The sequence below is a fragment of the Anaerovibrio sp. genome (genome assembly GCF_024697385.1).
In the GTDB taxonomy this organism is placed as follows: Bacteria; Bacillota; Negativicutes; order Selenomonadales; family Selenomonadaceae; genus Anaerovibrio.
The window spans coordinates 1-23,894 of the sequence record NZ_JAILFV010000115.1 but is presented as its reverse complement, the minus strand read 5'-3'; the positions used below and the strand labels follow the sequence as shown (position 1 = coordinate 23,894).

The window sequence follows — 23,894 nt, the reverse complement described above, 5'->3', positions numbered from 1 at the left end:
TAAAACCTTATTTTTATAAGAAATATTAAAAAACAAATTAATATATTTATGGATATGAAAAATTGTGAAAATAATTTATAAATTTTGAAAAAAATAGAAGGAAAAATATATAAGTGTGGCGAATCATACGCGAAGGAAGAGTTGATAGCGCGAGGACTGTCATGATTAGGGAGAATTACAGTTCATTTCACAGTGGGGGCATTTTAATAAGGCTTTGCCGGAAATTGCTTCGGTTCATGTCAGCTGGGGGGATATAGCTGAATAAGGCCTCTGTTGCTGGAATCATAGGTCGAAATGGTTTGATTCAGTACGGTAATTGCCGGTGTGCTGTGATATGCGTTTGGGACTCAAGGGGTTTGCTGATGAATCAGGAGGTTCATTCAGCTTATTGATTTTTATTAGAGGGGGATTTTATTAATGGCAAAGAAGTATGTAATGGCGTTGGATGCTGGAACTACAAGTAACAGAGCAATCATTTTTGATGAGAATTCCAAGATTGTAGGAGTTTCCCAGAAAGAATTTACTCAGATTTTCCCACAGCCAGGTTGGGTTGAGCATGATGCTGATGAAATCTGGAGCACAATGACTACAGTTATGAAGGAAGCTCTTGAGCAGAGTGGTCTCGTTGCCAGCGACATTGCAGCAATTGGTATCACCAATCAGCGTGAGACGGCAGTAGTTTGGGACAAGAATACAGGCCGTCCGGTTTATAACGCAATCGTTTGGCAGTCCCGTCAGACTGCAGGCATTGCTGATGGGCTCAAGGCCAAGGGACTTACTGAGGAATTTAAGTCCAAGACAGGTCTTACCATTGATGCTTATTTCTCAGGAACCAAGATTACCTGGATTTTTGAGAATGTTGAAGGCACTCGTGAGCGTGCGGAAAAAGGCGAGTTGCTCTTTGGTACTATTGATACCTGGCTTATTTGGAAGCTGACTGGCGGTAAGGCACATGTTACCGACTATTCCAACGCTTCCCGTACCTTGATGTATAACATCAAGGAATTGAAGTGGGATGATGCACTCCTTGGATATCTTGGCGTTCCTAAGTGCATGCTTCCTGAGGTTCATCCATCATCTGAGGTATATGGTGAGGCAATTCCTTCCATTTTGGGTGCTGCTATTCCTGTTGCCGGTGCTGCCGGTGACCAGCAGGCTGCTCTCTTTGGTCAGAACTGCTTCGAACCTGGTATGGCTAAGAACACCTACGGTACTGGCTGCTTCATGCTGATGAATACCGGTACTGACATCTATGACTCCAAGAATGGTTTGGTTACAACCATCGCCTGGGGACTTGATGGTAAGGTAGAGTATGCTCTTGAAGGTTCCATCTTTGTTGCTGGTTCTGCTATTCAGTGGCTCCGTGATGGTGTCCGCATGGTTGATTCTGCTCCTGACTCCGAGTGGGTTGCCAAGAAGGTTCGCGATACTGCAGGTGTATACCTTGTTCCTGCATTCGTTGGTCTCGGTGCTCCATATTGGGATCAGAATGCCCGCGGTATGATTATCGGTATTACCCGTGGTACTACCAAGGCTCATATCGTTCGTGCAACTCTTGAATCCCTGGCTTATCAGACCAAGGATGTATTGGGGGCAATGGAAGCAGATTCCAACATTAAGCTGGCTTCCCTGAAGGTTGATGGCGGTGCAGTTGCCAATAACCTGATGATGCAGTTCCAGGCTGATATCCTCGGCGTTCCTGTAGACCGTCCACAGATTATTGAGACTACTGCACTGGGTGCAGCATATCTTGCTGGTCTTGCTGTAGGCGTATGGAGCAACAAGGAAGAACTGAAGACTGCCTGGAAGCTGGATGTTCGTTTCGAGCCTGTAATGCCTAAGGAAGATGCTGACAAGCTCTACAAGGGCTGGAAGAAGGCTGTTAAGCATTCCATGCATTGGCTGGATGAGGACTGATAAAGCCATAGGCTGAAGTCTTTATGTATTGGATTCATGGTCTGGTGCCGGCGGTTTTGGGGTTGTCGGTACCAGGCTTGGATTATAGCAATAATTCATGTTATTTTTTAGAAAGAGGGATGAAAAGATGGACAATTTGTTAGGCGAGTTTGTGGGTACTATGGTTCTGATGGTATTTGGTTGCGGTGTTAATGCCAATATGACATTGGCCAAGACCTGTGGTCATGGTGGTGGCTGGATTTGCACAACCACCGGATGGTGTTTCGCAGTATTGTTTGGTGTTTACACTTCTGTAGCTTTGGGTGCTCCTCAGGCTGACCTGAACCCTTCCGTTACCATTGCAAAGACTTTGGCTGGTGTATATACCTGGCCTCAGTTCTGTGCTACCTCCATCATCCAGATTCTTGGTGGTGTTGTTGGTGCAATCATTGTGTATCTCGCATATCTCCCACATTGGGCTGAGACTGAAGGCAGCAAGCTGGGTGTATTCTCCACCGGTAATGCAGCAGGTAACCACATGACCGGTTTCATTGCCGAGCTTATCGCTACGTTCTTCCTGATGTTCGGTATCTGGTGTATCTTCTCCAAGGGTGTAGGTGGAGAAATGGGTCTTGCTCCTGGATTTGGCCCATATCTTGTAGGTATGCTGATCTGGGCACTTGGTCTTTCCCTTGGTGGTCCTACCGGTTATGCAATGAACGCAGCTCGTGACCTTGGTCCAAGAATTGCACATGCAATCTTGCCTATTCCTGACAAGGGTGATGGCAACTGGGGCTATGCTTGGGTTCCTGTAGTTGCTCCACTTTGCGGTGGTGTATTGGCCTATGTAGTAGCAAGTGCAACTGGTATAATCTGATAACATTCATGTAAGATTACAAAAAAACATCCCCACTTGTGTCTGCATGGGTGGGGATGATTTTATTAAAGAGGCAGTATTATTTATCAACTTTTCAGGAGGTTTTTGTTGTGAAGAAGATTATTAATGCAGTTGAAAATGTCGAAGAAGAAATGATTCTTGGTTTGGTTAAGTCTGCACCGGACAAACTCCGTAAGCTGGATTGCGGTAATGTTGTGGTAAGAGCTAACAAGAAAGAAGGTAAGGTGGCTCTCGTTTCCGGTGGTGGCAGTGGCCATGAACCAGCACACGGCGGGTATGTCGGGGAAGGCATGCTGGATGGTGCTGTAGCAGGTGCTGTATTTACTTCTCCTACCCCAGATCAGATTTATGAGGCTATTAAGGCTGTAGCTACTGACAAGGGCGTACTGTGTATTGTCAAAAACTACACCGGCGACATCATGAACTTTGAAATGGCAATTGATATGGCCAAAGACGAAGGCATCAAGGCTGACTATGTAGTAGTTAATGATGATGTTGCAGTTAAGGACAGTCTGTATACCACTGGCCGTCGTGGCGTAGCCGGTACCATTCTAGTACACAAGATTGCCGGTGCATTGGCTGAAACAGGTGCTGATCTGGAAGCAGTTAAGGCCGTTGCTGAAAAGGTTATTGCAAATGTTCGTACCATGGGCATGGCTATTACTGCCTGCACCATGCCTGCAGCCGGTAAACCTGGCTTTGAACTGGCAGATAATGAGATGGAAATCGGTATCGGTATCCATGGTGAGCCAGGTACAAGCCGTGAAGCCCTGAAGTCTGCAAATGATATCAGTGAGGAGCTGTTGGGCAAGATTACGGATGATATCGATTATGTAGGCAAGGAAGTGGCTGTCATTGTAAATGGTATGGGCGGTACTCCTTTGATGGAGCTCTATATAGTTAATAATTATGTAAATGATTATCTCACCAAGAAGGGTATCAAGATTTACGATACCATGGTTGGGAATTATATGACCTCCATTGAAATGGCAGGCTTCTCCATTACCCTGTTGCGTCTTGATGATGAATTAAAATCACTGTATGATGCAAAGGCTGATACCCCTGCCCTTAAGCGCTGATAACTAGATAGGAGCTGTTTGAAACGATTACGAATGATCAGATGATTGATATCTTGAAGGCTACTGCTGCCAAGATAGATGAGGAAAAGGATTATCTTACCGAGCTTGATAATGAGATAGCGGATGGTGACCATGGCGTGAATATGGCAAAGGGCTTCAATGCAGTTGTTGCCAAGCTGGATGCAATGTCCGGCAAGGATATTGGAAGCCTGCTCAAAACTACTGGTATGACCTTGGTATCCACTGTAGGAGGCTCAGCCGGTCCATTGTATGGAACAGCATATATGAAGGCCGGAAGCGTTTTATCAGGCAAGAATGAGATGGATGAAAAGGATCTGGTGGCTGCAATGGAAGCAGCTATTGGTGGTATTCAGATGCGTGGTAAGGCCACAACCGGTGAAAAGACCATGCTGGATTCACTTTGTCCTGCCTATGATGCCCTGAAAAGCGGCGTAGAGGCCGGGGAAGATATGAAGACCGCATTGACCAAGGCTGTTGAAGCAGCCGAAACCGGTGTGGAGTACACCAAAACAATAAAGGCGACCAAGGGACGGGCCAGCTATATTGGCGACCGCAGTATAGGTCATCAGGATCCGGGGGCAACATCTGCATTATACATACTGCAGGTATTGCTGGATAATATTTAAGCACATTTAATATATTGAATCTGGGGGCAGTGCCCCCAGGTTCTATATGTTTAGGTATGGGGAGATTGTGAAATGGTTGGCGTAGTGATTGTATCCCACAGCCAGACTTTGGCTGAAGGTGTTGTGGAGCTGGCAAAGCTCATGGCTTCTGATGCGCATATTGTGGCAGCAGGTGGCCTGGATGATGGTGGATTGGGCACCAGTTTTGAAAAGATTTCTAATGCGATAGATGAAGTATATTCAGATGACGGGGTAGCCGTTTTAATGGATATGGGTAGTGCTGTCATGACGACCGAGATGGTTATAGAGTCAATGGAAGGCCGTAAGATCCTGATGCTTGACGGACCGGTTGTGGAAGGCGGCGTTGTTGTGGCTTTGGAAGCCTCTCTGGGAACTCCTTTGGAGGAGCTGCAGGAAAAGGTCGATGAAGCAAGGGACACTAAAAAAATTGAAAAATGAGATGAGTATAGTCATCTTAATATAGGAGGTATAAGTGTTTTATGGACAGCTTTGAAGAAAAGGTTGCAAAGTTAAAGGATATCAGGGTTTTTCTCCTGGATATGGATGGAACTATTTATTTGGGGGATAAATTACTGCCAAGAGCCAAGGATTTCTTGGATTATCTCAGATCCTCCGGCAGGCGGTTTATCTTTTTAACGAATAACTCCTCCAAGGATAAGGGAAGCTATGTGGAAAAGCTCAAGAAATTGGGTGTGCAGGCTGAACCTGATGAAATCCTGACATCAGGAGAAGCAACCTGCATTTATTTAAAATCAATTGGGGCCAGCAGGGTTTACCTCATGGGGACCCCTGAGCTGGAATCAGAGTTTAAGAGCTGGGGCTTTGAATTGACAGAAGAAAATCCTGAGTATGTGGTTTTAGGCTTTGATAAGACCCTTACATATCATAAATTGGTAGTAGGCTGTGAATTCCTGAGACAGGGTGTGCCATTTATTGCAACACATCCTGATTTCAACTGTCCTATGGAAAATACTTATATCCCGGATACCGGGTCAATGATCGAATTGATGAAGGCTTCCACTGGTGTATCCCCGAAGGTAATTGGCAAACCAAACAAGGAAATTATCGAGAGTGCCTTCAAAAAGTTCAACAATGAATTTGAGAAAAAGCAGTTTGCCATGGTTGGAGACCGGGTTTATACAGATGTAAAAACTGGCGTTAATGCCGGAATCTGTGGGATTTTGGTGCTTTCAGGAGAATCAACTCTTCAGACTGTTGAAGAATCTGATGTGAAGCCTACCGTTATTGCCGAAAATGTAGGTGAGATACTGGATGCCTTGAAGGTTATTGATGGTGTGAACTGATTTTATGGAGTGAAAATATATTCAGGCAATATTCATCATCTTTGCTTAAGGGAAAACGGGCAAAAAAAATTGCATTACATGGGTAATGCAATTTTTTTTTGTTTACAAATATGCTATAATTAAGTAGTTAGGGGGAGTATATTTTGGGATTAAAAGGCAGTTTATGCCTGTTATTGGCATCCTTTATCTGGGGCATTACTTTTGTGGCCCAGTTGGTGGGAATGGATAATATAGGCCCCTTTACTTATGGGTTTTCCCGTTTTGCAGTAGGTGTGGCGGCCATTCTTCCTGTATGGTATTTTTTTCACCGGCGACAGGACAGGACAAGCAGCAGGTATTCACCAGGCTGGAAAGCCGGTATGGGTGCAGGTGTTATCATGTTTACGGCGTCAGCCTTTCAGCAGTGTGCCATGCAGTACACCACGGCAGGCAAGACGGCATTTATAACCTGTTTATATATTATTTTTGTTCCGATTTTATCGATTATTATTGGCAGGATTGTCCGAACAGAAAATTGGTTGGGTGCAATATTGGCATTGGCAGGCTTGTACTGCCTTTCAGTAAAGGGGGATTTCTCCCTTAACTACGGTGATGTGCTGGCCTTTGTCTGTTCCATATTGTGGTCAATTCATATCATGTATATCGGTCGGTTTGCAGCCCAAAAGGACAATATGGAAATTTCCACTGCGCAGCTTATTGTTTGTACTGCACTTAATGGAATATTTGCCTTTGCAACAGAAAATGTTGTTTTTCAGGATATCTTGGATGCCTGGTTTCCTATTGTCTTCGCAGGTGTTATGTCGTCCGGCATAGCATTTACACTGCAGATTGTAGGGCAAAAATATGCGGAGCCTGCCCATGCAGCTATCATAATGAGTCTTGAATCAGTATTCGGGGCATTAGGTGGCTGGCTCATAATTAATGAGCAAATGATGAGTATAGAAATATTTGGATGTATATTAATGCTTTTGGGGATGCTTGTTACCCAGGGGCGTATAATATTAAAGCACAATTGGCATTCTTCCGGGACCGTAGGATAGTGAACCGTGCCTGGACTTCTGTCTTGGATGAGTGCACTGGGCATCATGAAGGATGCCCGTATAGGACTTATTTTCAGATGGGATGATTATCCATTTCGATAAGTCGTATTTTATGCAAATGCAGTAATAGTTGCAATGCATAGTCATTAGAGAATGATTTGGCAGGGATTGTCTTGATACCTGCAGTACAATATTTTCGGGGGAAGCTACAAGGAGGATTGTTAAATGATGGAGGCGAGTTCGGCAATAACAGAGGCTGTTGTTACCATAAAAATTGTTGGTATTGGTGGCGGCGGTAATCATGTTTTGATGCGCCTGGCTGATAGTGGTCTGGATAAGAATCAGTTGGTGGCTGTCAACACGGATATTCATCAATTAAGGGAAGTGGATGCAGTTGGGATTCCGGCACTTTTGATTGGCAGTGCCATGACGAAAGGCCGTGGTACCGGCGGTGATCCGGAAAAAGGTCAGAGGGCTGCCATAGCTGATGCTGAAAGAATAGCTGATGCCATTAATGGTGCGAACCTCGTTTTTATTACAGCAGGCATGGGTAAGGGTGTAGGTACCGGAGTTGCTCCGGTGGTGGCAAAAATAGCTCATGATATGGGGATCCTTACCGTAGGTGTAGTAACGATGCCGTTTTCCCATGAGGGCTGCCGCCGAATGGAGATTGCCCGCGACGGTGTAAAGCTTCTTCGGGAACACATGGATGCCCTGGTCGAGGTCAAAAATGACAATATACAGCGGCTTCCTGAATTCCGTCAAAAATCCGTTGGGGAGTCCTTTGGTATGGTGGATGATGTTTTGCGTCAGTCCATCAGCAGTATTGTGGAAATGATTCAGAATACCGGTATTATCAATGTTGATTTTGCCGATGTCACCACTATTTTTAAAAGTGGCGAGGACTGTGATGTCATCATGGGTATGGGTACCGGCACCAATGCTTTGTCCGCAGTTCAGGCGGCTATAAGCAGTCCTCTTATAGAGACATCAGTAAAAGGGGCCCGGGCCTTGATAGTCAACCTTACCAGCAGTTCTAAACTGCCATTGTATGATGTCAAGGAGGCCAATGAGTTCCTTTATGACAATACTCACCCTGAGGTGGAGAACATCATAGGCTTGGTGGTTGATGACAGTATGGGGAGCCGTGTGAAGGCAACTGTTATTGCAACTAATTTTGATCCTGCTGTTGTTGCGGAAAAGAACAGCAAAATCAAGCCAATCCAATTTGGAAACAAGGAACTGAAAAATCCAATTCCACCTTTGTATACAAATAAAAAAGAGCAATCTTCAGAGGCTGCTTCTGAGGATGCCGGCAATGTTGCAGACAAGGGACCGGAGCTCATGGGCTTCATGCAGCCAAAGAAGCCTGTGGTGGCTGAGACTGTTGCAGACAAAGCTGCTGCGGAAGATAAAGATGAATAAAGAGAATATTTTTTCACGGACAGAGCTGCTTATTGGAAAAGCAGCTCTCTCTAGATTACATAACAGTCGGGTAGCGGTTTTTGGTATTGGCGGGGTAGGCTCTTATACAGTTGAAGCCCTGGCCAGATGTGGTATTGGTCATTTTCTCCTTGTGGATGATGATGTGATAAGTATTAGCAATATTAACCGTCAGCTGCACGCATTGTGTGATACTGTAGGCCGTTTAAAAACAGAGGTTATGGCAGAACGGATCAAGGCCATTAATCCCGACGCAGAGGTGGAGACCAGGGCAGAGTTTTATTTACCGGAGAATAGTGGGGAATTCTTTGACGGCTCCATTGATTATATTGTGGATGCAGTAGATACTGTCGCTGCAAAGATTGATTTGGCAGTACAGGCAGAGAGGCGTGGCATTCCCATAATCAGCAGTATGGGGGCAGGCAATAAACTCAATCCTGCGGGATTTCAGGTGACTGATATTTATAAAACCAGTGTGTGTCCCCTGGCGAGAGTCATGCGTCATAAGTTAAGACAATTGGGGGTAAAGGGGTTGAAGGTAGTGTATTCTACAGAAGAACCCATCAGGCCGTTACCGGCTCCTGATTTTGCACAATCGGAATCAGGGACCATAACCAGGAGGTCTGTTCCGGGAAGTGTATCTTTTGTGCCATCAGTTGCCGGCCTGATTGCTGCAGGGGAGGTCATAAAGGATCTTTGCAGTGATGGGATGGAATAGGTATTCATGGGAATTATTTCGGTAAATGTCCGCGCTATGTATACATTATATTTCAAAAAAAGGCTGTTTTTACTATGACAACATTATAATATTATGCTACAATATTATATGTTATATATAAAAAAGTTAATAGTGCTCTAAGGGTATAAATATATAACTGAAGGGAAAATTTTTCCTGCTATTGTTTGTTCAGGAAGGATGAACTCTCCATATAGTCATATCTATAGCCTTATGGAGTACAGGGCCGAGCCCTTTTAGGGATTGCTCATGGGAAGCTATTTCCTGGAGAGAAGTTAACATCTGCGGTATAAGGAGGAATGTGAAATGAAAATGTTTGGCAAACTTTCTCTGTTCAGTATCATGTTGGTGACCATGATCGCACTTGTAGCAGGATGCGGTGGTGACAGTGGTAAAAAATTCCTGAACATTGCTACCGGTGGCACAGCCGGTACATATTACCCAATCGGTGGTGCAATGTCTGAAATCCTGAATAATGAAATTAAGGGCATGAATGCCAGTGCCCAGAGTACTGGTGCAACTGTAGCAAATATCAACATGTTAAAAGAGGGTCAGGTGGATCTGGCTATCGTTCAGAATGATATAACCTACTATGCAGCTAATGGCGTAGAAATGTTCGAAGGCAAGAAGGTTGACAATATCAGAGGTATTGCAACACTTTATCCTGAGACCTGTCAGATTGTTACATTGGATGGTAAGGGTATTAAATCCATTGCAGATCTGAAGGGCAAAAGAGTAGCAGTTGGTGCCATGGGTAGTGGTGCTGAAGCAAATGCCCGTCAGATTTTGGCTGCTTATGGTATTACCTATGATGATATCGACGAGCAGTTCCTTTCCTTTAGCGAAGCTGCCAATGCCTTGAAGGATGATCTTGTGGATGCTGCCTTCCTTACTGCCGGTTATCCTACTGCTGCAGTACAGGATATTGCTTCCCAGAACAAGGTAAGGCTTCTTCCTGTTGAAGCAGCAAAAGCTGATGCCTTGATTGCAAAATATCCATTCTATACCAAGGTTACTATTCCTGCAGGTACTTACGGTATGACTGATTCCGTTGAGGCAATCTCCGTTATGGCCATGCTGGTATGCACTGACAAGATTGATGATGCCCTTGGTTATGAGATAACTAAGGCTTTATTTACTCATCTTGATCGTATCCAGGCAGCTCATGCTGCAGCAAAGGCCATTTCCAAGGAAGGTGCAACAAAGGGTATGCCAATTCCTGTAAATGCTGGTGCAGAAAAATTCTTTAAAGAATAAAAGAATATGAAAGCTACGGGAGCTGTTACAGACGCCATTAATGGATAATGGTGGAAAAGGGAGTCGTTTTCTCCCGTCTGCCGCAGCTCCCCTTTTTTAAATTATGAAAAATAAGATTATTGCCAGTGTGTTGGCAGCTGCCCTGTTGTGGCTAGGCTGGTTCCTTACGAGGCCGGTGCTCAGTATATATGGTAATGAAAAACAACAGGTCGCGGTTATGGAGGTTACATCGGACACTGAGCTGGCCATTAGTTTTATACATTCAGTGCAAAAAACATTGGTGGAGGAATTTCTTACTCCTGATGATGAGCTTGATGGTTTTGTGTTGCATTCTACCAGATATCATTCCTTTGGCGTAGGGCTTCCGTTTATGGAATCAGATGGCGCATTTCGCCAGGAGGGAAATGCCTTTGTGATGGATGACATGAATCGCCATTTTAAGGAATTGAACCTGCGGACCGGGGTAGGAACGGAGCTGACTGTCCGTATTGATGAACAGACCTTCAGGCTGTATGAAATGTTTGAGGCCGGGCAGAAAATAGATATTATTATAGAACCTAGATATAAATCCTTTTTAGGTAAGGGGGGAATTATATAGTTATGGCAGAAGAAAAAGATGAAAAAGAACTGGCTGCCGAAGTGCTGAAAAAGTACGATAAAGAGTCGGATACCATGCTATATACAGGTCTTATGGCCAAGATTGTATCAGCGATAGCAATCACATTTTCGGTGTTTCAGTTATATACTGCTATTTTTGGCGTATTGGATGCGCACCTTCAAAGAGCAGTTCATTTGGGCTTTGCCCTGGCATTGTCATATTTGCTTTATCCTACCAGAAAGAGCTGGTCACGGACCAAGGTTCATCCCCTGGATGTGCTGTTGGCCATACTGGGTGCCGCTGCTCCTGCCTACATATGCATTATGTACAGGGAGTTGGCAATGCGTGCCGGTATGGTAAATTCCACTGATATGATAATCGGCGTAATTGGTTTACTGCTGGTAGTAGAGGCCACCCGCCGTGTAGTTGGTATCCCGATGGTTTTGGTGGTATTGGTTTTTCTGACCTATGCCTTTGCCGGACCGTATATGCCTGGAGTACTGGCTCATAGGGGGTTGTCTGTAGAACAGCTGGTGGGGCACCTGTACTTCACCACTGAGGGTATTTTTGGAATACCATTGGGGGTGTCATCCACCTTCATATTTTTGTTTATATTGTTTGGTGCCTATCTGGAATCCACCGGGCTGGGCAAGTTCTTTATTGATATAGCCAATGCTATTGCAGGCTGGGCCAGTGGCGGCCCTGCGAAGGTGGCAGTGCTTTCCAGTGCTCTTATGGGTACGGTGTCAGGAAGCTCTGTGGCCAATGTTGCCGGTACAGGCAGCTTCACCATTCCGATGATGAAGAAACTAGGCTACCGTAAGGAATTTGCCGGAGCAGTTGAGGCGGCTTCTTCCACAGGTGGGCAGCTGATGCCACCTGTTATGGGGGCGGCGGCATTCCTGATGGCTGAGTTTGTAGGATTGCCATATATTGATATAGTAGCTGCCGCTGTGATACCGGCTATTCTGTACTTTACCGGATTATGGCTGGGAGTTCATTTGGAAGCTAAACGCAACAACCTTCAGGGGGTTCCAAGAGATCAGCTGCCAAAGGCCTGGATTATTTTTAAGGAACGGGGGCATTTGGCGATTCCATTGGTGGTTATCGTATATCTGCTGGTAACAGGATATACTCCTATGCGTGCAGCTTTGGTAGCCATATTACTTTCCATTGTTGCATCCTCCCTCAGGAAATCTACCCGCATGAAGCCGGTGGAAATTGTCAGGGGACTGGAGAATGGTGCCCGTAATGTGCTGGGGGTTGTTATTGCCTGTGCGTCTGCCGGTATTATTATCGGTGTTGTCACTAAAACCGGTATTGGACTGAAGCTGGCTTCCGGGTTGTTGGCACTGTCCGGTGGCATGATGCTCCCGACCATGTTCTTTACCATGATCACATCTTTGATTTTGGGCATGGGTGTTCCGACAACGGCAAACTATGTTATCACTTCAACTATTGCGGCACCGGCACTGATTCAGATGGGAGTCCCTGTATTGGCAGCCCATATGTTTGTATTCTATTTTGGAATAATTGCTGATGTAACTCCACCGGTAGCCCTGGCCGCCTATGCAGCCTCGGGAATCAGCGGAGGAAAACCGCTGATGACAGGGGTAAATGCCTCGAAGCTTGCCATAGCTGCATTTATCATACCGTACATATTTGTATTGTCCCCAATGCTGTTAATGATAGATGCAACGGCATTCGGACTGGTTCTTTCCACGGTAACGGCAATTCTGGGAATGGTAGGAGTGAGCGCCTCAATGATTGGATATCTTGCTGATCATTGCAATCCATTGGAGCGCATCATTATGTTTGTCGGTGGAATAATGATGATTATCCCGGGCATCGTTACAGATATACCTGGAGTCATTATATTAATAGTGATATTGTTAATACAGAAAAAACGCCGTAAGGCAAGGGCTTCAGCAGTGTGAGGCTGTTTATGGCCTGAGGCTTTCCGCTGCCTGATAACACTATGGGTGATATTGACATCGGCTGCCTTAGTATGGATGTACCCTTGGCTACGATTTGTTTTTGTTATTTAAGCCCCCGGCTGTTTTTCAGCCGGGGGGTTTCATTTTGCAAAGCCGGGACTGAGCAGGTTGTTTTCAGTGATATCCCAGGGATTAGGACGGACTGTGGCAGGCTGATTTTTTCTAAAATTATATTGAATAAAAACCATAATTTGTATATTATTGTAGGTAGGAAAGGTGTAAAAATACATCGAAAAATGGTGATGCACATGAATAATAGGGCTAATATTCCGCCAGGCTCAATTCTGAGAAGGATATTGCTGTTTTTCAAAATGATACAGCGTACATCCGATGATTATTACTTTGCAACTGATCTTCAGGAAAATTTGGTTATTGTTTCTGCCAATATGGTCAATGATTTTGAAGTGCCCAGTGAATGCTTCTATGATATGAACAAATATTGGACGAAGCTGGTACACCCTGATGATTTGGATGGCTTTGTTGAATCAATTCAGATGCCTGAATCCAGAAAGTTAAATATTGGTCATGATTACGAGTATCGTCTCAGAACCCGTAAGGGAGATTATATCTGGGTCCGTTGTCGTGGGCAGTTTGCCTTTGATAATCGTACTGAGAAGCCGTTCCTTTTTGCAGGGACAGTTAAGAAACTGGGGCAGCGCAATCATGCAGATGAGCTAACAGGATTACTGAACAAATACCAATTTGAAAATGCTGTCAAGGTAGCCTTGAACCGATATCGCGTGGACGGAGTCGGCGGGGCATTGATGGTTTTCGGAATTGATAATTTTAAAATTGTCAATGAGACATATAATCGCCATTATGGAGATGAAGTGTTAAAGCTGGCGGCAAGGCATATTTCTGATGTGTTGCCGGAAGGGCTGATGCTTTATAAAATGGATGGCGATGAGTTTGCTGTGGTTTGCCCTGGACTCAGCCAGGAGGGTGCCATTGATGTTTTTGAAAATGTTCAGAAAGCATTTTCCCGGCCCCACAGTATTGAAGGAAAGCATATTTTCTGTACGATTTCTTCAGGAACAGTGCTTTATCCCCAGGCAGGCAAGGATTATCTTGTCCTGCACAAGCATGCAGAGGCTGCATTGGATTTGGCAAAACGGGATGGGAAAAATAAGAATGTTATTTTTTCCAAGGAAAGCTATAATCGTTGGAAACGGTCATTGAGCATGCGGGATGATTTGCGCCTTAGTATTGAGAGTGATTTTGAGGGATTTTCCCTGTTTTATCAGCCACAGGTGTCTGCACAGAATAATAAGATTATTGGTGCGGAAGCCCTTTTGCGTTGGCGTAATCCAAAAGGTCGGATGGTTTCACCTATGGAATTCATCCGTATTTTGGAAGACACCAAGATGATTATTCCTGTAGGCCGTTGGATTTTTGAAACTGCAGTCAGACAGTGCAAGGAATGGCAGAAGTTTAATCCGGGTATGACCATCAGTATCAATCTTTCCTACGAGCAGATCAAGGAAGCCTACTTCAAGGATTTTGTTGTAGAGTGTCTTAAAAAGTATGATCTTAATCCGGAGCTTATAGTTCTGGAGCTTACAGAAACAACAATTGTTTCTGACTGGAGCAATATAAATCAGCAGTTTGATAAGTTAAGAAGCTGTGGTATTCGGATAGCCATGGATGATTTTGGTACCGGTTATTCCTCATTGGCGTACCTTAAAAATTTGTCCTGTGATATTGTGAAGATTGACAGGCTGTTCGTTACCCATATCACCGAGGAGGATAATCATTTTGACCGCCAGCTGGTAGGGATTACGGTGGATTTGTGTCACAGTGTGAATATCAAATGCTGTATAGAGGGTGTTGAGACCGAGGATGAATACAAATTACTGAGGGATATCTGTCATGCAGATACTATTCAGGGGTATTTATTTGGCCGTCCGGAATCTCCAGAGGATTTTGAGTCAAAATACTTTATGGAGGACCGTGAATAGAGGGGTTTATGAGTAGAGATAAAAATGATATGCCGGCTGTAACATTGCTTGGTAATCATGATACAAAATATGGTTTTGATTATGATCCTGCAGTGTTGGAGACCTTTGATAATAAACATCCTGATAATGATTATTGGGTCAAGTTTAATTGTCCGGAGTTTACCAGTTTATGTCCCATAACAGGACAACCGGATTTTGCCACAGTATATATATCCTATATCCCAGACAAAAAGATGGTGGAAAGCAAGTCTTTGAAGCTGTATCTTTTCAGTTTTAGAAATCATGGAGATTTCCATGAAGATGTAGTGAACATTATTATGAAGGATTTGATTAAATTGATGGACCCCAAGTATATTGAGGTTTGGGGAAAATTCCTTCCTCGTGGCGGCATATCAATCGATCCATATGCCAATTATGGTCGACCAGGCACTGTATTTGAAAAACTGGCCTGGCACAGATTTGAGCAACATGATTTGGCATTTATGGATAAGGTTGACAACCGTTGATTGCGGAGAAAGGTGATGGTAGTATGAACAGTTTAATGCGTAATATATTGTTAAAGCGCAGTGTATATAGTTTTTCGGCAAACTTGCTCCGTGAGGAGGATTTAATGGCTATTCTCGAGGAAGGGAAACAGCTGTCAAATGTAGCCAGCAACGGGGCATGGTATTTTACAGCAATACAGAACAAGGTCATTATGAAAAGCTTTGCAGAAATCAGTGAATTCTTTGCCATAAAAAATGGCACAGATGATTTTTTGGCCAACAGAAGTGTCATTAAGATTCTGGATAATATTTCCACATTGTTGGTGATATCCGGCAGTGGGGACATAAAATATACTGAAGATGCGGCAAATACACTTTTTGGCAGTATGATGCTGGCGGCAGACAGCTATGGAGTTAAATCCTGCTGGCTGGGAACCAGGGCATCCCTGATGGAGGATAATGCCACTGCTATTGCTGAATTGTTGCAGATTCCGGATGAATATACACCTCTTTGTGTTGGTGGCTTTGGCTATCCTATAGATGATGATGGCGTCAAGGTTACCTATATGGGGAACGTTGCAAAAATAATTCGTTGATGTTATGAAAAGATATTTCGGCTATATGCCGGGATATCTTTTTTGCATTTTTATATGATTCCTCCTGTGAAAAGCGATTTCTTGTTGAATGAGTCTCACTTGAAGTGAGACTTATTTTTTTTTCATTGTTGACAATGATTATCATTAATGCTACTATAAACAAGTCGTAAATGATAATCATTATTATTTATGAATTGAATTCACTTTTTGGAAGGATGATTGGAGAATGCGAAAGAAAAGGAAAATAGCCGGTTTGGTGGTTTTGGGGATTATGACAGGCAGTAATCTGTTGTTATGTGGTGATTTACTTCATGCAGAAGCTGCTGATGCAACAACTTCGCAGCAGAGCATTCGCCTTAAGGATAGCTATGTACGCCCGGATTATGTTGAGGTAGAAAAATTAAGGGATACAAAGAAGATAATTGTCATAACTAAAAAAGATATGGAAGAAAAGGGATATAAAACCATTTCTGATGTATTGAAGGACCAGCCAAGTATCAATGTGGGCAGCACTGGGTGGGGGCAGATTGATATAAGAGGCCAGGGAAGTGAACAGGCCACCAGAAATATCCAGGTATTGATTGATGGCGCCCCGGTTACTACCATGGTAAATCATCCTTTGCCAAACAATTACGATTATGTCCCGGTGGAGCAGATTGAAAAAATTGAGATTATTCCGGGAGGCGGTTCAGTCATCTATGGAAGCGGAGCTGCCGGAGGAATTATCAATATTACCACAAACCTTCGCAGCATGAACAAGCCGAAAAGCAGTATTACCGGGGAGTGGAATTCCGATGGTTGGAGGACAACCTTTAATTATGGCAGCAAAATCGGCGATAAATTATCCGTTCAGGCAGGGTATTCCAGATTAATGCGGGATTTGTATTTCGTCAATACCTTCCGTAACAGCATTTATGCCTATGGAGCCATTCGCTATGATGCCGACAAGGATCATTCAGTAACCTTCAGATACAGTCATCTGGATGAAACAAGTAAATTCCTGATGAATGTACAGCGATACAAAATCGAGGCCTACGGCAGAAATTATACACCGGCCAAAGCCAGTGATTACCTGAATGGTGACCGGCTGCTCAATACATATAATCTGACCTATAACCAGAATATTGGCAGCAAGTTAAAATACAGTGGGGATTTTTTCTATACTGATGGGTATTACATGAATACCAAATTCATAGATGGAAAGATGAATACCTCCTCCTTTGGTACCAGGATGCGCTTTGATTACGAATATCAGAAGGATAATTCCCTTTTGGTAGGGCTGGATCTCTTTAGACAGGAATCGCACCTGAACTATCAGACTACCAAAACCAGCAAGAAGATGGATTTCAATTATGAAAAAACAACTGAGGCTATTTACCTACTAAACAAGATGAAGCGGGGTCGCTTCACCTTTACCCAGGGAATTCGCCGGGAGAAGCTGATCTGGTCTTTTGATAAGGATGGCGGAACCAAGACCAGGCCTATTGGAGGGACAGATTCCTCCAACCGTTGGAATACGGCCGGGGAACTCTCTGTAAGCTATAACTACAGCAAGCTGGGCAAGGTTTTCCTCAGATACGAAAGGGGCTTTACTTCCCCTGATGGACTTCAGATTTGCGATGAGGTATATTCAGACGCCAGCAAAAAGGTATATGCGGCAACCAGTGCCCAGGAAGAAACCTATGACATGTGGGAGCTGGGATTATCAGATAAATGGGGTATATCCACTGTAAATCTGACATTATTCTCCACAGAAACCAAAAATGAGCTGGTGCGGCCATACTTCAAAAACACCTACGGTTGGGAATACAAGACCTACAATATGTATAACACCAGACGCCGTGGTATTGAGCTGTCCTTCCAGCAGAGATTGGGCAAGCTCAGCCTGTCAGAAGGGTATACCTACCTGCGTGGAAAGCGGGGTTATACCGCCGAAGGCAGTGCCTTTATGGCAGCGCACGGTGAGGATGAATACGACTTTACCAACAGTGGCTTAAAGGCAGTACCTACCCATAAGGCAGCCATTATAGCTGATTATAAGTTTGATAAGAAGTGGAGTGCCAATCTGAAATTTACCTTCTTTGGCAAGTACAACCTCTTTATAGAGGATAAGGACAGGGAGGAAGATGGCATGGTTCCTTCCTATGGCCTGCTGGACATCAGCTTTAAATTCAAGCAGAACAAGGACCTTGAATGGTATGCCGGAGTCACTAATGTGCTTGACAGAACCTATTATGAATATTCCAGTGGCAGTGGCGGCTATTCCACATTGGTACCTGGAAATACCCGTACCTTCTTTGGTGGATTCAGATACAGCTTCTAAGCCCATTTGTATTATGTCAGGGCAAAAAATTTATTAATCAATATACAAGGAGAGATATTATGGAATTTGTAGCATTATTTCAAAAGGGTGGACTGGTAATGTATCCAATACTGCTGGCATCCCTGGTGGCATTGACAATAGCCTTTGAGCGGTCAGCATATTACCGCAAGCAGGGGCTTAAGGATGATGAGTTTGCATGTAAAGTAAATCAGTGCATGCAGCAGGGGGACAGGGACCAGGTAGTGTCATTGTGCAAGGAGGCAGGTGCTCCCGGAGAGGTCATCCTTACTGCCATGGAGGAAGAAAAATGCTGCGGTGGCAGGGAAGAGATAGTTTTGGCTGTGGCCAAACGCAAAACCCTGGAGCTTCGCAAGTATTTGGAATATCTCAGTGTCATAGTTACCTGTGCACCATTAATGGGACTGCTGGGAACAGTAACAGGTATGATACAGTCCTTTTCCGTATTGAATGTATCTGATGGAGAGCCATTTGCCATTACCGGTGGTGTCAGTGAAGCTCTGATAGCAACAGCTACCGGATTGCTGGTAGCCATCATGGCGTTGTGTCTTTATGCATGGCTTTCCCACAGGGCAAATTCCATTATCGCTGATGTAGAATACGCATCAACAATGTATTTGGCAGCGGGAGGCAATGATGATGCGCATTGATTTAACTTCCCGTGAGGAAAAACCTCAGATTATGATTATACCGATGATCGACATAATATTCTTTCTGTTGGTATTTTTTATGATGAGTATGCTGACCATGGTGGTACAGAAGAGTATGCCCCTTAACCTTCCTCATGCGGCAACTTCAAAGGTCAGCATGGAAGAAAATATCCCAATCACTGTCACTGCTGATGGTGGCGTATACTATGAAAAAGAAAAAATCACACTGGCCGATTTGGAGGCCCGTTTGTGGGAGAAGAAAAAGGCAGGCAATTTATCCGTTATTCTCCGGGGAGATGCTCAGGCAGATTATGGCAAGGTGGTTCAGGTAATGGATATGATTAAAAACCTTGGCATCAATAAGGTTTATATTGCTACCGATACCCAGGGATGATAGTTATGAAGAAAAAAAGATGGAATAAGTATTTTGGAATGGCACTGGGAGTACACATCCTGATTTTTGTCGTGTTGGCATTGGCTGGGATACAATGGATGCACGGCGAAAAAGAGGATAAACCGGCCATAGAGGTAAGCTTTGTAGCAGAAAGTACCGCTCAGCAAATGGCCGGAGGCTCAGGAGCAGCCGGTGGTGGCTCCAAGCAGGAAAGTGTTGGTCCTGCCATTAAGACTGCTTCAGTGGCTGCGGTGGAAAAACTGCAGACGCTTCGTGGACGAAATGCGGATACAGCCGAGGCAAAACCACAGCAGGAAATATCTGATGCTGCAGCTGAAGCCGCTCTTGAAGAAGCTGTAGCAGCATTGGATGCCATGGAAGGTGGCAGCAGCAGTGGTGGCGGAACCACAGGCAGTGGTAGTGGTTCCGGAACTGGCAGTGGCAGCGGAGCAGCCTCCGGGAACGGAAATGGCTCCGGTGGTTCCGGCACTGGTACATCAACAGGACTGGGGGCAGGATTTTCACCTAATGGTGATGGTACCTATACAGCATCAAGTGCAGCCGGGATAAGCTATCAGATTCTTAGGGATGTGGATGTCGAATATCCTGATGAGGCCCGCAGCATTGGCTATGGCGATGTGGTGGAGGTAGTGGCCAGAATCATGGTAGGGTTGGATGGTAATGTGGAAAGTGTAACAATCCTGTCTGATCCACCAAATCTGGGATTCAGCGAAGCTGCCAGCGAAGCCTTATATGGAATGCGGTTTGCACCTATTTATTATCAGGGGGTAAATATCCGGGTTCCTTTTGAAAAACATGTTATTTTTCAGCCATAGGCATTGAATGATATTACCTCCATACAGAGGTGAAAGTTTTAAATGTCAATGAAGGAAATGCATACAGATTATTGAATATGTATGTAACAAAATACATATTGTTTATGCGGAAATATTAGTAACAGGAGATTGAGCCCATGAACTTAGAAAAATATTTGAATGGATTATCTCCCGAAAAGCGAGATGTATTGCTGGGGAACGATACAAGTGACGCATTGCATGGAGCCTTTACCAATAAAAGGGTGGTTCATGCCGGTCTTATGGGAGACTCGATAGCGGGAGAAAAACAACAGGAGAGCTATGAACTGGCATTGAAAAAAGCTGCTGACCAGATGAGGCAGCATGTGGTATATATTCACATTCCTTTTTGTCAGACCAAATGTCTGTATTGTGGATTTTATCAAAATGCCAGCAAACAGGAAGTGGAAGATAAATATGTCGAGGCGTTGATTGCTGAAATCAAGGCGGAGACTTCCAGCCGCCAGATAAAGGATACTGTCATTGATTGTGTATTTCTTGGTGGCGGAACGCCTACATCCCTATCACCGGAAAATGCGGGGAAGCTTTTAGGGACCATAAAGGAATCCTTTACCCTGTCTGCCGGGTGCGAATTTACCCTGGAGGGGCGCATTCACGATTTGGTTCCTGAAAAAATTGATGTCTGGTTGGCCAATGGTGTCAATCGGATTTCCCTGGGAGTTCAATCCTTTAATACAAAGCTGCGTCAACGCATAGGCCGTATTGACACCAGGGAAGAGGTGCTGAAAAGGTTGGCCCTGTTGAAATCCTATGATGTCACCGTTATTGTTGATTTGATTTTCGGCCTGCCGGGACAGACCAGGGAGATGTGGCTTGAAGATGTGAAAACTCTTGCCGAGGCCGATGTAGACGGCATGGATCTGTATCAGCTGAATATCTTCCCAGGAGGGGCTTTGGCAAAGGCAGTAGAAAATGGTACGGTTCCACCATGTGCGGATATTGCCGGGCAGGCAGATATGTATGTTGCTTCCAGGGACTATTTGCTGGACCAGGGTGTTGAAAGGTTGAGTCTTTGCCATTGGCGGCGCTCAAAACGGGAGCGCAGCCTATATAATACCATGGCCAAAGCCGGGGCTGATGTTTATGCCTTTGGCTGTGGTGCAGGAGGCCATTTCGGTGGCGTGGTCTGGATGAATCACCGCAGTCTGGCTGATTATAACGCTGTGCAGGAAAAAGGCCTGAAGCCTATCATGATGGCCGGGCATTCGGCTGCAACAAAGCTGGGAATGATTGGTGATAAGATTATAAGTGATCTGGAAAAAGGCTTTGTTGATTACAGGGGCCTGATGGTTATGGATCATCGCATGACAGAGCTGGAAAGGGTGTTGTCCCTGTGGTGCAGCCGTGGATTGATGCAGGCGGATCTTGGAGTATATCGTCTGACCAAGGCAGGAGAATTTTGGTATGTCAGCCTCAGCCAGAGTCTTGTGGAATGTGCCCAGGTACTTTGGGATGAGGATGAAGCCGATATGCCGGTAGAGGAAATCAATGGTAAAACCAATGATGCCCTGGATGAGGTACTGGCTGAAATGATGCCGGAAAGCACAGCTGAAAGTCGTGAAAATATATTGAAAAAAATGCCGGTAGCCGTCAGGATGATGCTGAGAAAATCCAGTAAGGATACCTTGAAGACAATGTTGGCATCCATGCCTGCAGCAATGCGGGACAAGATGTTATCATCCCTTGAATAAATTTCATTTTTATGTAAAAATACTTCTGTGCCAAAGGGTACAGAAGTATTTTCTTGCTATTATTGACATTAAATTTGTATGATGATATCATGAGAAACAGATTAAAAAAATAAGGATCAGGTGTCGTAAGACTTAATAGAAAAGCCGGTTTAAGGCCGGAGCGGTCACGCCACTGTATTGGGGAGCAAATTTGTATTGGTGCAGAAGCACCAAATGTCACTGGGGAGACCTGGGAAGGCACAGATAAGCAATGATCCAGAGCCAGGAGAACTGCCTGATTGACAATCACCGTTTGACCTACGAGGGATGGGGAGGGGATTCACAATCAAGCAGTATTGTGTTGATATGCTGAAGTGATGAAACCGGCCATCCTTTCATGGATGGCCTTTTATTATGGCCATAGGAGGGAATAGCGTGTATAAAATTGTTAGATTTACCTTTATTACGGTATTGCTGTTGATGTTTGCCTGTGTCAGTGGGTGTACCCGTGATGCAGGGAAAAAAGCAGCACCGGGGTCTTATACAGTGATTGATGCCCAGGGGACTGAGGTAACAATTCCTGCCAAGCCCAAGCGTATTCTGACCATGTCCCTGGGGACTGATCAAATCATGCTGGGACTGGTTGAAACAGACCGTATGGTGGCAGTGAATGACCTGCTGGATGATCCGACCACCTCAAATGTTGTGGAGCTTGGGAAAAAAGTGCCTAATAAAATAGGATATCCATCTGCCGAGGAGATAGCAGCCTTTCAACCAGATCTGGTGATTATTCCTGACTGGGGGGATTTGTCCAGGGTAGCCGTACTTCGTGATTTGGGGATACCTGTGGTAGTGTGCAAGGGACCACGCAATCTCCAGGATATCAAGGAAACCATCACATTGCTGGCCCAGGCAGCAGGAGAAGCTGAGCGTGGTGATAAGCTGCTGAAAATGATGGATGCAAAGCTTGCTGAAATCACAGCCAAGGTAGAACAAATACCTGCTTCACAGCGCCGCAGCGTAGTACTGATTTCCCTGATGAAAAATTATGGCGGGGCAGGGTGTACCTTTGATGAAGCCTGTAAGCTGGCCGGGGTTATTAATGGTCAGGCCGCAGTGGGGTTGAAAAGCGGCGAGGTCATGACCAAGGAAAAGCTGGTGGAAATCAATCCGGACATTATGTTTTTGCCTTCCTATAATAATCATGGCAATCTTGATATTGGCAGTGTTCGTGCTGAATATGTTGATGATCCATCCCTGCAAAGTCTCAATGCCATTAAAAATGGCATGTTGATTGAGCCGGATGAAGGATATATATATAATTGCTCACAGGATTTTGTTTTTGGGGTGCAGGAAATAGCCTATCGTGTTTATGGTGACAGTTTCAGGCAGGGCCCTCAGGAGCATCTTACAGCAGTTGATAATTAAATGGAGGAGTAGTTAAAATGCAAAGGAATTTGAAAAACAAGGTATTGGCAACTTTGGCAATGGGAGCATTATTTTCAGCTTCAGCAGTTTGCCAGGCAGAGACTGCAGTCCAGGATGATGATCTGGTAGAGGTGGTAGTAACGGCGGAGCGTATGCCATCTCCCCGTATGAGCACTCCTGCAGATGTAACTGTAATTACAGCTGAGCAGATTGAGGCCAACCATTACAGTGATGTGGCAGAGGCTTTGCAACAGGTTAATGGTATAGTAGTAACCAATGGTGATGCCAATGGTGATCAAGAGGTTGTCATCAACGGTGATACTCGTGTAGTAGTGCTTGTTGATGGTCAGCGCCTGAACAATGACCAGGGTTCCATGACCCGGGCCGGTGCCAGCCTGGGGATAGTTCCTTCTGTAAAGAATATTGAGCGCATTGAAGTTGTAAAGGGTGCCGGCTCAGCTCTTTATGGTAGTGATGCCATTGGTGGTGTGGTTAATATCATCACCAAAAAGGGCAGCAAGCATGAAACTACTTTGGATATTAACACTGGTTCCTATGGCAGTCACAATTATGAACTGACC

The 23,894-nt window shown here is 44.7% G+C and carries 22 protein-coding genes and 1 riboswitch; all 22 genes read left to right on the top strand.

What is annotated here, in order from left to right:
* Positions 1–417 precede the first annotated feature (417 nt).
* Positions 418–1,917 carry a glycerol kinase GlpK gene (gene glpK, locus K6C05_RS06225; RefSeq protein ID WP_296732586.1) on the top strand — a complete coding sequence of 500 codons (1,500 nt, stop codon included), beginning with the start codon at positions 418–420 and terminating at the stop codon, positions 1,915–1,917.
* Between the two features lie 127 nt (positions 1,918–2,044).
* Positions 2,045–2,773: an MIP/aquaporin family protein gene (locus K6C05_RS06220; protein WP_296732584.1), complete on the top strand. Its 729-nt coding sequence runs from the start codon at positions 2,045–2,047 to the stop codon at positions 2,771–2,773.
* Positions 2,774–2,883: 110 nt separating this feature from the next.
* Positions 2,884–3,873: a dihydroxyacetone kinase subunit DhaK gene (dhaK, locus tag K6C05_RS06215; protein ID WP_296732581.1), complete on the top strand. Its 990-nt coding sequence runs from the start codon at positions 2,884–2,886 to the stop codon at positions 3,871–3,873.
* Between the two features lie 41 nt (positions 3,874–3,914).
* A complete protein-coding gene (gene dhaL / locus K6C05_RS06210) occupies positions 3,915–4,520 on the top strand; it encodes a dihydroxyacetone kinase subunit DhaL (protein WP_296732578.1) in 606 nt (201 codons plus the stop codon).
* A 72-nt stretch (positions 4,521–4,592) separates the two neighbouring features.
* Positions 4,593–4,979, top strand: a complete 387-nt coding sequence (gene dhaM, locus K6C05_RS06205) for a dihydroxyacetone kinase phosphoryl donor subunit DhaM (RefSeq protein WP_296732575.1) — start codon at positions 4,593–4,595, stop codon at positions 4,977–4,979.
* Between the two features lie 41 nt (positions 4,980–5,020).
* The gene (locus K6C05_RS06200; protein WP_296732569.1) at positions 5,021–5,845 is read left to right on the top strand and encodes an HAD-IIA family hydrolase; all 825 of its coding nucleotides are present in this window, start codon (positions 5,021–5,023) and stop codon (positions 5,843–5,845) included.
* Positions 5,846–5,988: 143 nt separating this feature from the next.
* Positions 5,989–6,885, top strand: coding sequence for a DMT family transporter (locus K6C05_RS06195; RefSeq protein WP_296732567.1), 897 nt, complete (start codon positions 5,989–5,991; stop codon positions 6,883–6,885).
* A 225-nt stretch (positions 6,886–7,110) separates the two neighbouring features.
* Positions 7,111–8,310 (top strand): cell division protein FtsZ, encoded by a 1,200-nt coding sequence (locus tag K6C05_RS06190; RefSeq protein ID WP_296732565.1) that lies wholly within the window; start codon positions 7,111–7,113, stop codon positions 8,308–8,310.
* Positions 8,303–9,046 carry a tRNA threonylcarbamoyladenosine dehydratase gene (locus tag K6C05_RS06185; RefSeq protein ID WP_296732563.1) on the top strand — a complete coding sequence of 248 codons (744 nt, stop codon included), beginning with the start codon at positions 8,303–8,305 and terminating at the stop codon, positions 9,044–9,046. Before K6C05_RS06190 ends, K6C05_RS06185 begins: the two co-directional genes overlap by 8 nt.
* 324 nt (positions 9,047–9,370) lie before the next feature.
* On the top strand, positions 9,371–10,321 hold the full coding sequence (locus K6C05_RS06180; RefSeq protein WP_296732562.1) for a TAXI family TRAP transporter solute-binding subunit: 951 nt from the start codon (positions 9,371–9,373) through the stop codon (positions 10,319–10,321).
* Positions 10,322–10,424: 103 nt separating this feature from the next.
* Complete coding sequence (locus tag K6C05_RS06175; RefSeq protein ID WP_296732560.1) at positions 10,425–10,919, top strand: DUF1850 domain-containing protein; 495 nt, start codon at positions 10,425–10,427, stop codon at positions 10,917–10,919.
* A 2-nt stretch (positions 10,920–10,921) separates the two neighbouring features.
* Positions 10,922–12,856 (top strand): TRAP transporter permease, encoded by a 1,935-nt coding sequence (locus K6C05_RS06170; protein WP_296732558.1) that lies wholly within the window; start codon positions 10,922–10,924, stop codon positions 12,854–12,856.
* A 371-nt stretch (positions 12,857–13,227) separates the two neighbouring features.
* Positions 13,228–14,874, top strand: coding sequence for a GGDEF and EAL domain-containing protein (locus tag K6C05_RS06165; RefSeq protein WP_296732556.1), 1,647 nt, complete (start codon positions 13,228–13,230; stop codon positions 14,872–14,874).
* Positions 14,875–14,882: 8 nt separating this feature from the next.
* Positions 14,883–15,380, top strand: a complete 498-nt coding sequence (gene queF / locus K6C05_RS06160) for a preQ(1) synthase (protein ID WP_296732554.1) — start codon at positions 14,883–14,885, stop codon at positions 15,378–15,380.
* A gap of 23 nt (positions 15,381–15,403) precedes the next feature.
* On the top strand, positions 15,404–15,955 hold the full coding sequence (locus K6C05_RS06155) for a nitroreductase family protein (RefSeq protein ID WP_296732551.1): 552 nt from the start codon (positions 15,404–15,406) through the stop codon (positions 15,953–15,955).
* 226 nt (positions 15,956–16,181) lie between these two features.
* Positions 16,182–18,278 carry a TonB-dependent receptor gene (locus tag K6C05_RS06150; protein ID WP_296732550.1) on the top strand — a complete coding sequence of 699 codons (2,097 nt, stop codon included), beginning with the start codon at positions 16,182–16,184 and terminating at the stop codon, positions 18,276–18,278.
* Positions 18,279–18,337: 59 nt separating this feature from the next.
* Positions 18,338–18,946 carry a MotA/TolQ/ExbB proton channel family protein gene (locus K6C05_RS06145; RefSeq protein WP_296732548.1) on the top strand — a complete coding sequence of 203 codons (609 nt, stop codon included), beginning with the start codon at positions 18,338–18,340 and terminating at the stop codon, positions 18,944–18,946.
* On the top strand, positions 18,930–19,340 hold the full coding sequence (locus tag K6C05_RS06140) for a biopolymer transporter ExbD (RefSeq protein WP_296732546.1): 411 nt from the start codon (positions 18,930–18,932) through the stop codon (positions 19,338–19,340). The genes K6C05_RS06145 and K6C05_RS06140 overlap by 17 nt, the downstream gene beginning before the upstream one ends.
* Before the next feature lie 5 nt (positions 19,341–19,345).
* Entirely contained in the window at positions 19,346–20,176 is an 831-nt protein-coding gene (locus K6C05_RS06135) for an energy transducer TonB (protein ID WP_296732544.1), read from the top strand.
* 137 nt (positions 20,177–20,313) lie between these two features.
* Positions 20,314–21,906, top strand: coding sequence for a heme anaerobic degradation radical SAM methyltransferase ChuW/HutW (hutW, locus tag K6C05_RS06130; RefSeq protein ID WP_296732542.1), 1,593 nt, complete (start codon positions 20,314–20,316; stop codon positions 21,904–21,906).
* Between the two features lie 101 nt (positions 21,907–22,007).
* A riboswitch (cobalamin riboswitch) is annotated at positions 22,008–22,199 on the top strand.
* 166 nt (positions 22,200–22,365) lie between these two features.
* On the top strand, positions 22,366–23,313 hold the full coding sequence (locus K6C05_RS06125; protein ID WP_296732636.1) for an ABC transporter substrate-binding protein: 948 nt from the start codon (positions 22,366–22,368) through the stop codon (positions 23,311–23,313).
* Between the two features lie 17 nt (positions 23,314–23,330).
* Positions 23,331–23,894, top strand: a 564-nt coding sequence (locus K6C05_RS06120) for a TonB-dependent receptor plug domain-containing protein (RefSeq protein WP_296732540.1), incomplete at its 3' end; no start/stop codon positions are given.

Excerpts from the sequence above, each read along its gene's own strand:
- hutW (WP_296732542.1), top strand. The coding sequence starts at position 20,314 with ATGAACTTAGAAAAATATTTGAATGGATTATCTCCCGAAAAGCGAGAT.
- K6C05_RS06175 (WP_296732560.1), top strand. The coding sequence starts at position 10,425 with ATGAAAAATAAGATTATTGCCAGTGTGTTGGCAGCTGCCCTGTTGTGG.
- K6C05_RS06135 (WP_296732544.1), top strand. The coding sequence starts at position 19,346 with ATGAAGAAAAAAAGATGGAATAAGTATTTTGGAATGGCACTGGGAGTA.
- K6C05_RS06165 (WP_296732556.1), top strand. The coding sequence starts at position 13,228 with ATGATACAGCGTACATCCGATGATTATTACTTTGCAACTGATCTTCAG.
- glpK (WP_296732586.1), top strand. The coding sequence starts at position 418 with ATGGCAAAGAAGTATGTAATGGCGTTGGATGCTGGAACTACAAGTAAC.
- dhaL (WP_296732578.1), top strand. The coding sequence starts at position 3,915 with ATGATTGATATCTTGAAGGCTACTGCTGCCAAGATAGATGAGGAAAAG.
- K6C05_RS06200 (WP_296732569.1), top strand. The coding sequence starts at position 5,021 with ATGGACAGCTTTGAAGAAAAGGTTGCAAAGTTAAAGGATATCAGGGTT.
- K6C05_RS06125 (WP_296732636.1), top strand. The coding sequence starts at position 22,366 with ATGTTTGCCTGTGTCAGTGGGTGTACCCGTGATGCAGGGAAAAAAGCA.
- dhaM (WP_296732575.1), top strand. The coding sequence starts at position 4,593 with ATGGTTGGCGTAGTGATTGTATCCCACAGCCAGACTTTGGCTGAAGGT.
- K6C05_RS06150 (WP_296732550.1), top strand. The coding sequence starts at position 16,182 with ATGCGAAAGAAAAGGAAAATAGCCGGTTTGGTGGTTTTGGGGATTATG.
- K6C05_RS06190 (WP_296732565.1), top strand. The coding sequence starts at position 7,111 with ATGATGGAGGCGAGTTCGGCAATAACAGAGGCTGTTGTTACCATAAAA.
- K6C05_RS06155 (WP_296732551.1), top strand. The coding sequence starts at position 15,404 with ATGAACAGTTTAATGCGTAATATATTGTTAAAGCGCAGTGTATATAGT.
- K6C05_RS06180 (WP_296732562.1), top strand. The coding sequence starts at position 9,371 with ATGAAAATGTTTGGCAAACTTTCTCTGTTCAGTATCATGTTGGTGACC.
- K6C05_RS06220 (WP_296732584.1), top strand. The coding sequence starts at position 2,045 with ATGGACAATTTGTTAGGCGAGTTTGTGGGTACTATGGTTCTGATGGTA.
- K6C05_RS06185 (WP_296732563.1), top strand. The coding sequence starts at position 8,303 with ATGAATAAAGAGAATATTTTTTCACGGACAGAGCTGCTTATTGGAAAA.
- K6C05_RS06170 (WP_296732558.1), top strand. The coding sequence starts at position 10,922 with ATGGCAGAAGAAAAAGATGAAAAAGAACTGGCTGCCGAAGTGCTGAAA.
- K6C05_RS06140 (WP_296732546.1), top strand. The coding sequence starts at position 18,930 with ATGATGATGCGCATTGATTTAACTTCCCGTGAGGAAAAACCTCAGATT.
- K6C05_RS06145 (WP_296732548.1), top strand. The coding sequence starts at position 18,338 with ATGGAATTTGTAGCATTATTTCAAAAGGGTGGACTGGTAATGTATCCA.
- queF (WP_296732554.1), top strand. The coding sequence starts at position 14,883 with ATGAGTAGAGATAAAAATGATATGCCGGCTGTAACATTGCTTGGTAAT.